The sequence below is a fragment of the Micromonospora sp. IBSANI012 genome, from assembly GCF_052814045.1.
In genome coordinates, this window is sequence record NZ_CP199933.1 from 3,933,505 (window position 1) to 3,945,727 (window position 12,223).

At 76.4% G+C, this 12,223-nt stretch carries 10 protein-coding genes and 1 riboswitch; of the genes, 3 read left to right on the forward strand and 7 right to left on the reverse strand.

All coding sequences use genetic code 11. From position 1 onward, the window contains the following. Positions 1-19: 19 nt before the first annotated feature. Both cobN and ACTWM8_RS18190 read right to left on the reverse strand, forming a co-directional pair. Complete coding sequence (cobN, locus tag ACTWM8_RS18185; protein ID WP_446210071.1) at positions 20-3,715, reverse strand: cobaltochelatase subunit CobN; 3,696 nt, start codon at positions 3,713-3,715, stop codon at positions 20-22. Between the two features lie 137 nt (positions 3,716-3,852). Continuing rightward, complete coding sequence (locus tag ACTWM8_RS18190; protein ID WP_170285271.1) at positions 3,853-4,002, reverse strand: hypothetical protein; 150 nt, start codon at positions 4,000-4,002, stop codon at positions 3,853-3,855. Between the two features lie 25 nt (positions 4,003-4,027). Continuing rightward, positions 4,028-4,204, reverse strand: a riboswitch (cobalamin riboswitch). Between the two features lie 403 nt (positions 4,205-4,607). Between ACTWM8_RS18190 and ACTWM8_RS18195 the strand changes: the two genes are divergently transcribed. Continuing rightward, entirely contained in the window at positions 4,608-5,237 is a 630-nt protein-coding gene (locus ACTWM8_RS18195) for an MBL fold metallo-hydrolase (RefSeq protein WP_446210072.1), read from the forward strand. Positions 5,238-5,241: 4 nt separating this feature from the next. Here the strand turns inward: ACTWM8_RS18195 and ACTWM8_RS18200 are convergent, their stop codons facing one another. From ACTWM8_RS18200 to ACTWM8_RS18215, 4 genes are all read right to left on the reverse strand, one after another. Then, complete coding sequence (locus ACTWM8_RS18200; protein WP_446210073.1) at positions 5,242-5,577, reverse strand: hypothetical protein; 336 nt, start codon at positions 5,575-5,577, stop codon at positions 5,242-5,244. 92 nt (positions 5,578-5,669) lie between these two features. Beyond that, entirely contained in the window at positions 5,670-6,566 is an 897-nt protein-coding gene (locus ACTWM8_RS18205; protein ID WP_446210074.1) for an aldo/keto reductase, read from the reverse strand. 80 nt (positions 6,567-6,646) lie between these two features. Beyond that, positions 6,647-7,858 carry an MFS transporter gene (locus ACTWM8_RS18210; RefSeq protein WP_446210075.1) on the reverse strand — a complete coding sequence of 404 codons (1,212 nt, stop codon included), beginning with the start codon at positions 7,856-7,858 and terminating at the stop codon, positions 6,647-6,649. A 96-nt stretch (positions 7,859-7,954) separates the two neighbouring features. Next, the gene (locus ACTWM8_RS18215; RefSeq protein ID WP_446210076.1) at positions 7,955-9,079 is read right to left on the reverse strand and encodes an FUSC family protein; all 1,125 of its coding nucleotides are present in this window, start codon (positions 9,077-9,079) and stop codon (positions 7,955-7,957) included. A 238-nt stretch (positions 9,080-9,317) separates the two neighbouring features. Here ACTWM8_RS18215 and ACTWM8_RS18220 point away from each other — a divergent pair, with 238 nt between their 5' ends. Continuing rightward, positions 9,318-10,256, forward strand: coding sequence for an AraC family transcriptional regulator (locus ACTWM8_RS18220; protein ID WP_446210077.1), 939 nt, complete (start codon positions 9,318-9,320; stop codon positions 10,254-10,256). A 96-nt stretch (positions 10,257-10,352) separates the two neighbouring features. Here the strand turns inward: ACTWM8_RS18220 and ACTWM8_RS18225 are convergent, their stop codons facing one another. Next, complete coding sequence (locus ACTWM8_RS18225) at positions 10,353-10,982, reverse strand: TetR/AcrR family transcriptional regulator (protein WP_446210078.1); 630 nt, start codon at positions 10,980-10,982, stop codon at positions 10,353-10,355. Positions 10,983-11,049: 67 nt separating this feature from the next. Here ACTWM8_RS18225 and ACTWM8_RS18230 point away from each other — a divergent pair, with 67 nt between their 5' ends. Then, positions 11,050-12,210 carry an FAD-dependent oxidoreductase gene (locus ACTWM8_RS18230; RefSeq protein ID WP_446210079.1) on the forward strand — a complete coding sequence of 387 codons (1,161 nt, stop codon included), beginning with the start codon at positions 11,050-11,052 and terminating at the stop codon, positions 12,208-12,210. Positions 12,211-12,223: the final 13 nt, after the last annotated feature.

Consider the following 12,223-nt stretch of genomic DNA (forward strand, 5'->3'; position numbering starts at 1 on the left):
CCCGGCTCACTCCTCGCGCTCACTGCCGGTCCTCCAGATCGCCCTCGCTGGCCAGGTACGTCTCGCGGAGCCGGTCGAGGGTGGCCGGTTCGGGCGCGGCCCACAGGCCCCGGTCGGCGGCCTCCAGCAGCCGTTCGGTGATGCCGCGCAGCGCCCACGGGTTGGACTGCTCCAGGAACTCCCGGGTGGTCTCCTCGAAGACGTACGCGGCGGCCAGGTGCTCGTACATCCAGTCGTCGACGACGCCGGCGGTGGCGTCGTAGCCGAACAGGTAGTCCACGGTGGCGGCCAGCTCGAACGCCCCCTTGTAGCCGTGCCGGCGCATCGCGGCGATCCACTTCGGGTTGACCACCCGGGCCCGGAACACCCGCCGGGTCTCCTCGCCGAGGGTGCGGGTGCGTACGTCGTGCGGCATCGCCGAGTCGCCCACGTACGCGGCCGGCGCGGCGCCGGTGAGGTGGCGGACCATCGCCACCATCCCGCCGTGGTACTGGAAGTAGTCGTCGGAGTCCACGATGTCGTGTTCGCGGGTGTCCTGGTTCTTGACGGCGACGGCGATGCGGGCGAAGGACCGTTCCATGTCGGCGCGCGCCTCCCGCCCGTCCAGGTCCCGGCCGTAGGCGTAGCCGCCCCAGACGGCGTACACCTCGGCGAGGTCGGCGTCGGTGCGCCAGTTCCGGGCGTCGATCAGCGGCAGCAGCCCCGCCCCGTACGCCCCCGGCTTGGAGCCGAAGATCCGGGCGGTGGCCCGGCGGGCGTCGCCGTGTTCGGCGAGGTCGGCGTCCACGTGGGCCCGGACGAAGTTCTCCCCGGCCGGCTCGTCGAGGGCGGCGACCCGGCGTACCGCGTCGTCGAGCAGCGCCACGACGTGCGGGAAGGCGTCGCGGAAGAAGCCGGAGATGCGGACGGTGACGTCCACCCGGGGGCGGCCCAGCTCCGCCAGCGGCACCACCTCGACGCCGGTGACCCGCCGCGACCGGTCGTCCCAGGTCGGCCGGCAGCCGAGCAGGGCCAGCACCTCGGCGATGTCGTCACCCTGGGTACGCATGGCGCTGGTGCCCCAGACGGTGAGCCCGACCGAGCGGGGGTACCCGCCGGTGTCGGCGAGGTGCCGGGCGAGCAGCGAGTCCGCCAGCGCCACCCCGACGTCCCAGGCGTTGCGCGACGGGATGGCCTTGGGGTCGACGGAGTAGAAGTTGCGGCCGGTGGGCAGCACGTTGACGAGGCCGCGGGTGGGTGAGCCGGAGGGGCCGGGCGGCACGAACCGGCCGTCGAGCGCGCCGAGCACCCGGTCGATCTCGTCGGTGGTCCGGGCCAGCCGGGGCACCACCTCGCGGGCGGCGAAGCGCAGCACGAGGGCGGCGTCGCCGATCGCCCGGCCGGTGACCTCCTCGACCACCGCGTCGACCTTGTCGGCGTCCCAGCCGAGGGTCTCCATGCCGACGACCAGCCGGCGGGCCAGGGCCTCGACCAGGTCGACGGCGTCGGCGGCGGTGGCGGCCGGCCCGTCCGCCGCCTCGGTCAGCGGCTCCGGCACGGCGATCCGCCGTCCCGGCTCGGCGAGCAGCTCCTGCTCGTCCAGCCCGTACGCGGTGGCGAGCGCCTGCCGCAGGCCGGGCAGGGCGCGGGTGCCGCCCCAGACCTGGGGGGCGCGCAGCACGGCGAGGACGAGGTTGACCCGGGCCTCGCCGGTGGGCGCCTCGGCGAGGATGTGCAGCCCGTCGCGGATCTGCACGTCCTTGACCTCGCAGAGGTATCCGTCGAGGTGCAGCACGAAGTCGTCGAAGTCGTCGGCGGCCGGCATGTCCGCGGTGTGCAGGTCGTGGTGCAGCTCGGCGGCCCGGACCAGCTCCCAGATCTGCGCCCGCACGGTCGGCACCTTGGCCGGGTCGAGCGCCTGGACGGTGGCGTACTCGTCGAGGAGCTGTTCGAGTTTGGCCAGGTCGCCGTACGTCTCGGCGCGGGCCATCGGCGGGACGAGGTGGTCGACGACGACGGCGTGCGCCCGGCGCTTGGCCTGGGTGCCCTCGCCGGGATCGTTGACGATGAACGGGTAGACCAGCGGCAGGTCGCCCAGGACGGCGTCGGGGGCGCAGTCGGCGGCGAGCCCGAGCCCCTTGCCGGGCAGCCATTCCAGCGTGCCGTGCTTGCCGAGGTGCACCACCGCGTCGGCGCCGAAGCCGCCGTCGGCCACCGGCGCGGCCAGCCAGCGGTACGCGGCCAGGTAGTGGTGGCTGGGCGGCAGGTCGGGGTCGTGGTAGATGGCGATCGGGTTCTCGCCGAAGCCGCGCGGCGGCTGGATCATCAGCACCACGTTGCCGAAGCGCAGCCCGGCCAGGACCAGGTCGCCGCCGTCGGCGTACAGCTCGCCGGGCGGCTCGCCCCAGTGGGTGCGCATCCGGTCCCGCAGCGGCGTCGGCACCCGGGCGAACCAGCGCCGGTAGGTCGGCCCGGGTACCCGCGCCTCGGCGGCGGCGAGCTGCTCGGGGGTGAGCCATTCGACGTCGTGCCCGCCGGCGGCGATCAGCGCGTGGATCAGCGCGTCCCCGTCGGTGGGGACCGGCTCGTCGCCGAGGTGGTAGCCGGCGTCGGCGAGGGCGGCGAGCAGTCGTACCGCCGAGGCGGGGGTGTCCAGACCGACCGCGTTGCCGACCCGGGCGTGCTTGGTCGGGTACGAGCTGAGCACCACGGCGAGGCGCTTGTCGGCGTTGGGCACGTGCCGCAGCCGGGCCTGGCGGACGGCGATGCCGGCCACCCGGGCGGCCCGCTCCGCATCGGCGGCGTAGACCGAGAGCCCGTCGGCGTCGATGCGCTTGAACGAGAACGGCACGCTGACGATCCGCCCGTCGAACTCGGGGATGGCCACCTGCATCGCGGCGTCCAACGGGGAGAGTCCGGCGTCGCTGCCGGCCCACTGCTCCCGGGTGCTGGTGAGGCAGAGCGCCTGCACGATCGGCACGTCGAGGGCGGCGAGCGCGCCGACGTCCCAGGCGTCCTCGTCGCCCCCGCCGGCGGCGTCCGCCGCGACGGCGCCGCCGGCGGCGAGGACGGTGACGACCAGGGCGTCGCAGCGGGCGAAGAGAGGCAGCGGCCCATCGCCGGGGGTGAGCCCGCGCAGCGAGCCGCAGAAGATCGGCAGCGGGTCGCCGCCGGCCGCCTCGACCGCGTCGGCGAGCACGTCGACGAAGCCGGTGTTCCCGGCGAGGGCGTGCGCCCGGTAGAAGACGATCCCGACGGTGGGGCGGGCCGCCGTGGCCGCTCCGGCCGCCGTCGACACCGCGGCGGCCCGGTCGCCGTGCACCCCGTACGCCGGGGTCGGTGCGGGCGGGTCGAAGCCCTCGCCGGTGAGCAGCACCGTGTCCGAGAGGAACCGGGCCAGCTCGGCCAGGTTCGCCGGACCCCCCTCGACCAGGTAGGACAACGCCTGGGTGGCCACCCCGGAGGCCACCGTGGAGGCCCCCATCAGCTCCGCGTCGGGCACCGCCTCGCCGCCGAGCACCACCGTGGGCACGCCCGAGCCGAGCACGGCGGCCAGCCCGTCCGGCCACGCCTGCCGGCCGCCGAGCAGCCGTACGACGGCGAGGTCGACGCCCTCGAGCAGCGCCGGCACGGCGTCGGCGGCGACCCGGGCGGGGTTGGCCAGCCGGTAGTCGGCGCCGCTGGCGCGGGCGGCGAGCAGGTCGGTGTCGGCGGTGGAGAGCAGCAGGATGCGCACGGACGGCTCCGGAGAGTGACGCTCGGACCGGCGCGGGGCCGGTCGGGCGAGGCGAGGGGACGGGCGCGGTTCAGCGGGTACGGCGGGCCGCCGGGCGGATCACCGGCGGTGAACCGGTGGGCGGCACGGTGCGGCGGTCAGCGGTGAACGGCGGAACGCGGGGCGCGGGCGCCGGACGGGGTGTCCGGGCGGTCGGCCGGCGCGACGGCGCGGCCGGGCAGGGGCGCGTCAGCGCGCCCGGAACGGGTACGACGGAGCTCGTCGACGGTGGGGACGCTGCGCGTCATCGGGGTCCTCCTCGGGTGTCCACGCCCTGGGGTCGCTCCGACGGCCGAAGTATCCTGGCTTCCGGATCAACGCTCTCCCCCGGCCTTCCAACCGCAGGAACACGGCCGTGACTCGCGAGGGGGGATCGCTCCCCGGTGACAGTGGCGGGACCGCGCCGGAATCGCACCGACTTCCTTCACTGCCGTCAGGGGGCGAATGCTGCCACACCCCTCGGCGCCGGGTCAACGCCGCCCCGGGTCGCGCCGAGCGGGCCAGCCCATCGAAGCCTGACGATCATCGGCGACCGTCCCCGCACTTCGGACAATGTCCGACCTCGATGCCGCCCCCGCTTTGCTCTGCTGCCCCGGAGGCAACACTGGGAGCGCTCCGCTGTTGCCGGGGCGGCAGCAGAGCAAAGGGGACGGCGCGGGCAGGTATCCGCCGGTCAGCGCCGACGGCGGGGCCATCGGCCGGGGACCGAACGCCTACGATCGGTCCTGCCGACCGAAGAGTCGCCGGTCGATCGGGAAAGGACCCAGCCATCGCCGAGCCCACGTTCCACCACCTCGCCGGACAGGTCTGGCTCTACCCGGGCGATCCCGACCCGGAGGCCATCCGGCCGAGCGTGGCGTTGATCACCGACGAGCGCGGCGGCGTGCTGGTCGACGCCGGGCACAGCCCGGGCCACGCCCGGGAGATCCGGGCCGCCCTGGTCGCGGCGGGGCTGCCGGAGCCGCGCTGGCTGGTCTACACCCACCACCACTGGGACCACGTCTGGGGCGCCTGCGCCTGGCCGGGCGTGGAAATCGTCGGTCACGCCGCCGGGGAGCCACTGCTGCGCGCCGAGGCGGCCCGCCCGTGGAGTCACCGCTACCTGCGCGAGCAGGTCCGTGCCGAGCCGCGACTCGGCCCCAGCTTCCGGGCCCGCGCCCTGGCCATGGACTCCTGGGACGACTTCGCGGTGCTGCCGCCCACCCGCACCTTCACCGATGAGCTGGAACTGCCCACCGGCGTACGGCTGCGCCACGTCGGCGGCCGGCACGCCCCCGACTCGACCGTGGTGCTGGTGCCCGACTCGGCGGTGATGCTGCTCGGCGACTGCTTCTACCCGCCGCCGGTGCACCTGCGCCAGGACGGGGACGGCCCCGACCTGGCGCTGGTCCGCCGGCTGCTCGACGACCGCTACCACTGGTACGTCTCCAGCCACGCCGACCCGATGACCCTCGACGAGGCCCGCGCCGCCGTCGAGGGGTGAGCGGTCAGCGCATCCGGCGTTCCGGGTGGGCCCGGTTCCAGACCCGCATCCGCTCCGGGTAGCCGGTCCGCGCCGCGTCGTAGAGCGGCACGGCGTGCCGGCCGGCCAGCTTCGCCGCCACCTGCGGCGAGCCGGTCCGGCGGCGGATCCACTCACCGTCGTGGGCGATCGCCACCACCGTGGTGTCCGTGGCGGTGGTCTCCGGCTCCAGGTAGAACTCCACGCCCTGCCGGCTCCTCACGAACTCCTCCAGCGCGGCCAGGTCCTCGCGGGTGGCCTCCCGGTCGAGCTTGGTCGGGGTGGGGACGGCGGCCCGGGACCGCCGGCTGAACCAGCCCATCTGCCCGCTCCTCTCCTCGGCGTCCCTCCAGTGGAGCACCGTCACCTGACAGTCGGCTGCGAGGACGGTGAGCGTGAGCTGACCGGGGGTGCTCAGTCGAGCGCGGCCAACTCCTCGGCGGAGAGCCGCAGCGCGCCGGCCGCGACGTTCTGGATCAGGTGCGCCTCGTCGCCGGTGCCGGGGATGGCCAGCACGTGCGGCCCCTGGTGCAGGGTCCAGGCGAGGCGTACCTGGTGCGGGGTGGCGCCGTGGGCCCGCGCGATCTGGTGGACGGCGGCGGCGTGCTCGGCCGCCGCGCCCGCCTCCCGCCGGGCGCCGGCGAGGGCGAAGAACGGCACGTACGCCACCCCGCGCGCGCCGCACTCGCGCAGCAGCGCGTCCTGGTCGCCCCGGTTGTCGACGGCGTAGCTGTTCTGCACGCAGACCACCGGGGCGATGGCCTGCGCCTCGTCGAGGTGGTCCAGGCGGACGTTGGACAGGCCGAGGTGCCGGATCAGCCCGGCGTCGCGCAGCTCGGCCAGCGCGCCGAAGAACTCCGCCACCGAGTCCCGACCCGGCCGCTTCACGATCCGCAGGTTCACCACGTCGAGGTGGTCGCGGCCCAGCCGGCGCAGGTTCTCCTCGACCTGGGCACGGAGCTGGGCCGGCGTGGCCTCCTCGCGCAGGCCGGTCGCCGGGTCGTACCCGAAGCCGACCTTGGTGGCGATCACCAGGTCCTCCGGGTACGGGGCGAGCGCGGCGCGGATCAGCTCGGTGGCGTATCGGGCGGGGCCGGTGCCCACGTTCAGGGTGCCGCCGGGCGAGACGTAGAAGGCGGCGGTGTCGATGTGGTTCACGCCCAGCTCGACGGCGCGGCGCAGCACCCGCACCGCGCGGTCCGGGTCGGGGTCGACGGTGGTCCGCATCGAGCCGAACCCCATCCGGCGGACGGCGCGGTCACCCAGGGTCCAGCCGCCCGCGGCGGCAGCGGTGATCTCTTCGGTAGGCATCCGGCGACCCTAGCCAGCACGGCTGGGCTGCGCAGTCGGCCGCGCACCCGATACCGCGCGCGTTCGACCGCTGTTAGGTTCTATGTGCTGGCGGGGTGCGCCGGCGGCCGGGTCACCGGCACCAGCGCCAAGGTGGGCAGCAGCAGCAGCGGCACCACCAGCAGCGCGTGCAGCGTGCCCACCCGGTCGCCGAGCAGGCCGAGCAGGGGCGGCCCGGCCAGGAACGACGTGTAGCCCAGCACCGCCACCACGCTGACCCGCGCCGGCGCCCGGTCCTCGTCGTCCGCGGCGGCGCTCATCCCCACCGGGAAGCCCAGCGAGGCGCCGAGCCCCCAGAGCGCCACCCCGGCGATCGCGACCGGCCCGGAGCCGGCCAGCACCGCCACCGCCGCGCCGAAGGCGGCGAGCAGGATGGTGGCGAACAGGACGGGCACCCGCCCCCAGCGGTCGAGGGCGACGGTGCCGGCGGTCCGCCCGATCGTCATGCCGGTGACGAAGACCCCGAAGACGGCGGCGCCGACGGCCTCGCTCGTGTCGTACCCGTCGACGAAGGCGACCGCGAGCCAGTCGTTCGCGCTGCCCTCGGCGAACGCCATCACCAGCACCAGCAGGCCGAGCAGCAGGGTGCGCGGCTCCCGCCAGGCGGCGAGCAGGCCACCGCGCCGGGTGGCGGCGGTGTCCGGTGCCGGCTGGGCGGGCAGGAAGGCCCGGGCGCCGAGGATGGTGCCGCCGAGCACGACCGCCGCCAGCACCGCCAGGTGCACGCCGATCGGCAGCCCGACGCGGGCCGCCCCCGCGCCGATGCCCGCGCCGGCCACCGAGCCGAGGCTCCAGGCGGCGTGGAAGCGCGGCAGGATGGTGCGCCCCAGCCGCTTCTCGACGGCGGCGCCCTCGACGTTCATCGCCACGTCGCAGGTGCCGGAGCCGTAGCCGAGGGCGAACAGGGCCACCGCCACGCCGGGCAGCGAGCCGGCCACCCCCGCGGCCACCCCGACGCCGGCCATCCCGACCGCCACCAGCACGGTGGACGCCACCACCGTGCGGGCCGCGCCGAGGCGCTGGGTGACCAGCCCGGCGGTGGTCAGGGCGAGCACCGCGCCACCGGACATGGCCAGTAGCAGCAGGCCGAGCCGGCCGGCGCTGAGCCCGAGCGCCTCGCGGACCGCGGGGACCCGGGAGAACCAGGACGCCACGGCGAGGCCGTTGAGGGCGAAGACCACCGCGACGCCGGTGCGGGCGGCCAGCACCTGCCGGGATACGGCGGGGCTCGGCGCGGTGACGAGTGGGCTCACGGCGGGCGGTCCTTCCGGTGGTACGGCGTCTCGCCGTCGATCACACACCGGTTTCGTCACGACCACAAGCCAGATGCGCTCCTTACCACATGCTGGTCAGAGCGCGGGCAGCCCGAGCGCCTCGTCGACCCGGGCCAGCACCGCCGCGTCGTCGTCGGCCCGTACGCCGCGCAGCAGGTCGATGGCGGTGGCCCGGACCTGCCCGACGATTATCGCCAGTGGCAGGGTCTGGCCGGGGGTGAAGAGCCGCCCGGCGACGCGTACCGCCGTCAGGGCGGCGGCCTCGGCGCGGGCGGCGTGCCGGTCGCCGGCCTCCTCCGCGCCGTCGAGGTCGGCGGCGAGCGCCTCGCCCGCCGCCCGGACCGCCTCGGCCAGCTCCCGCAGGGCCGCGCCCAGCTCGGGCGGCACCGGGGTGGGCAGCCGGTTGAACGTCACGCCGGCCCGGGCGAGGACCCGCACGCTGCGGACCGCGTAGTCGAGCTGGCCGACCGTGGCGTCGACGGTGCGCAGCCGGCCGATGTGCCGCCGGCGCCGGACGTTGAGCCGGACCGCCTCACCGGCGGCGAGCACCGCGGTGCGCAGCCGCTCCACCGCGGCGTCGAGGTGGCGGGCCCGGTCCAGGGCGGCCAACGCGGCGGGCTCGTCCCGGGCGTCGAGGGCCGCGGCGACCTCCTCCAGCACCTCGGCCATCCCCTGGTAGGTGCGGCGGAACTCGGCGACCAGCGGGGCGAGCGGCCGCCGGACGTCGATCAGCTGGCTGGCCACCACCGCGACCCCGCCGCCGATGAGCGCGTCGACGAACCGGAACGGCACCAGCGACTCGGTCGGTGGCGAGACCACCACCAGGTAGAGCGCGGAGACCGCAGCCTGCACCACGGCGACCGTGCTCGCCCCGACCGCCACCGCGAGCGCGATGGTGAGCAGGATGACCGTGAATACCGTCCAGCTGGTGCGCGGCCCGAGCGCCTGCACCACCAGGTCGGCGACGAGGACGCCGGCGGCGACCCCGAGCAGCACCTCGACCGCCCGGCGGACCCGCTGGCCCCGGGCCTGGCCGAGGACGATCAGCGCGGCGGCGGGGGCGAAGAACGGCTGCGGGTGGCCGACCAGCCGGGTGGCCAGGATCCACGCCACCGTCGCGGCCAGGGTCGTCTCGACCACCGGCAGCCAGCCCTGTCGCAGCCGCCCGGCGGCTTCCCGGAACGAGCCCCACCGGACCATCGCCGCCTCCTCGCCCCGTTCGGGCCCCACCGTAGCCCGGCCGGCGGGTCAGGGCCGCCAGGCCCCGGCCGCCTCCGCCGCGTACGCCCGGAAGTCGCGCGGCGACCCCGTTGACCGGTCCTGCCGGTGCCGCCGAGGACGGATGTCGTCAGGTGCTGGAGGCAGTCGACCGATCGGCGGTGAGACGCTGAATGGTTCGCCGTCGTGCGGGCATACGCGGGCGTCTACGCTCGCCACTGTGGATCTGCTGACCGGTCTGCTCGACGGCCCCCGCGCCCGGGGCGCGTTCCTGCTCCGCTCGCTGCTGGATCCACCGTTCGCGCTGCGGATCGAGGACCGCGCGCCGCTGACCGTGGTGGCCGTGGTGCGCGGCACCGCCCGGGTGGTGCCCGACGACAGCTCCGCCGAGCTGCTGCACCCCGGGGACGTGGCGGTGCTGCGCGGCCCGGACGCGTACACCGTCGCCGACGACCCGGCCACCGCGCCGCAGGTGGTCATCCACCCCGGCCAGCGGTGCACCACGCTGCGGGGCGAGCCGCTGACCACCACCCCGGCGGCCGGGGTGCGCACCTGGGGCACCGGCACGCCGGGCCACACGGCGCTGCTGACCGGGACGTACCAGTTGCCGGGCGAGGTCAACCCGCGGCTGCTCGCCGCGCTGCCCGCGTTGCTGGTGGTCCGGGCCGACGAGTGGCACAGCCCGCTGGTCGGGCTGCTCGCCGACGAGGTGGTGCGGGACTCCCCCGGCCAGGAGGCCGTCCTCGACCGGCTGCTCGACCTGCTGCTGATCGCCGTGCTGCGGACCTGGTTCGACCGGCCCGGCGCCACCCCCTCCTGGTACGCGGCGGCGGCCGACCCGGTGGTCGGACCGGCCCTGCGCCTGCTGCGCGACGATCCGGCGCGCCCCTGGACGGTGGCGTCGCTGGCCGCCGAGGTCGGGGTGTCCCGGGCGGCGCTGGCCCGCCGCTTCACCGAGCTGGTCGGCGAGCCGCCGATGGCCTACCTGACCGGGTGGCGGCTGAGCCTCGCGGCGGACCTGCTGCGCCAACCGGACGCCACCCTCGGCGCGGTCGCCCGCCGGGTCGGCTACGGCAGCGCGTTCGCGCTGAGCACCGCCTTCCGCCGGGTACGCGGCATCAGCCCCCGCGACCACCGCACCCACACCCCGGTCGCCTGACCGAACCTCACCGCCGGGCCGTCGCTCCACTGAGGACTCTCACGCGACCCGACCGTCATGGCCGGCCGAGACCGGACACTCGGCCGGTCGGACAGGTCAGGCGCCGGTGAAGGCGCGGAGCAGGGCGCGGATGGCCGAGCGCAGGTCCTCGCGGCTCTCCGGGCTGCCGGGCGGCGGCGCGCTGAGCGCACCGGCGCCGACGAGGCGGTCGAAGAGCAGCCCGTCGACGAAGGCGACGAACTGGTCGCCCTGCCGCCGTGGGTCCGACGCGCCGGCGCCCGCCAGCAGCGCCCGGGCCTGCTCGCGCAGCACGGTGCCGTGGGCCAGGATCGGCCGCAGCTCGGGTCGGTGCACGGCTTCCAGCAGGCAGGCGTAGCGGGCGAGGCTGCGGTCCCGGCCGGTGGTGAGCCAGCGGTCCAGCACCTGCGCCGTGGCCACCGCGAGCTGGTCGAGGTCGGCCGGGGTGAGCCGCGGCGGCGGCCCGGGGGGCGGCGCGTCGGTGGGCAGCTCGCGGTCCACCAGGTCGGCGCGGTCCAGGTCGACCAGGCGGCGTACCACCGCTTCGATCAGCGCCTGCCGGGTCCGCAGGTACGCCGACGTGGTGCCGACCGGCACCCCGGCCCGGGCGTCGACGGCCCGGTGCGTCAACGCCCGCATCCCGCCCTCGGCGAGCAGCGCGATCGCCGCGTCGGCCAACGCCGCCACCCGCGCGGACCGACCGTTCATCCGGGCCTCCTCGTCGGCGTTCTACAGCTGTAGTATGAACTTCTACAGTTGTAGAAGGGCGGTCGGGATGGACGGACACGCGGTGGTGGTCGGCGGCGGGATCGGTGGCCTGGCCGCCGCCCTCGCCCTGCACCGGGCGGGCTGGCGGGTCACCGTGCTCGAACGCGCGCCGGAACTCGGCGAGGTGGGCGCCGGGCTCACCCTGATGTCCAACGCGCTGCGGGGGCTGGACGCGCTCGGCGTCGGCGCGGCCGTCCGCGCGCACGGCCGGGCCGAGGCCCCCGGCGGGCTGCGCACCCGGAGCGGACGCTGGCTGTCCTGGGTGGACGGCGCCGACCTGACCCGGCAGCTCGGCACCGCCGCGCTCGGCGTCCACCGGGGCAGGCTGCACGGCGTCCTGCGCGACGCCCTGCCGGCGGCCGCACTGCGCACCGACGCCGAGGTGGTCGACGTGACGACCGGCCCGGACGGCGCCCGGGTGCAGCACCGCTGGCGCGGGGAGCCCGCCGAGCTCGCCGCCGACCTGGTGGTGGGCGCCGACGGGCTGCGCTCGGCCGTGCGCTCCCGGCTCTGGCCGGAGCACCCCGGACCCACGTACGCCGGAACGACGGCGTGGCGGGCGGCGATCCGCTGGGACGGCCCGCTGCCGACCGCGGTGAGCTGGGGCCCGGGCGCCGAGTTCGGCATGGTCCCGCTCGGCGCCGACCAGGTCTACTGGTACGCCGCGGTGACCGCCCCACCCGGCGGGCGGGCCCCCGACGAGCTGACCGCCGTGCGGGAGCGCTTCGGCGACTGGCACGAACCGGTCCCGGCGCTGCTCGCCGCCACCCGGCCCGAGCAGGTGCTCCGGCACGACCTGCACCACCTGGGCACGCCACTGCCGTCCTACGTGCGCGGCCGGGTGGCGCTGCTGGGCGACGCGGCGCACGCGATGACCCCGTACCTCGGTCAGGGCGCCTGCCAGGCGATCGAGGACGCGGTCACGCTCGGCGCGGCCTGCGCCGGCGGGCCGGCGAACCTCGACGCCGCGCTCGCCCGCTACGACCGGGAGCGCCGCCCGCGCAGCCAGGCGGTGGCCCGGGCCTCGGCCCGCGCCGGCCGCTTCGGCCAGCAGCTGCGCCACCCGGTGGCGGTCCCGCTCCGCGACACCCTGATCCGGCTCACCCCGTCCCGCGTCGCGCTGCGCCAGGCGGCCCGGTACGCCGACTGGCACCCGCCCCGCGACTGAGCGGACCGGCCCC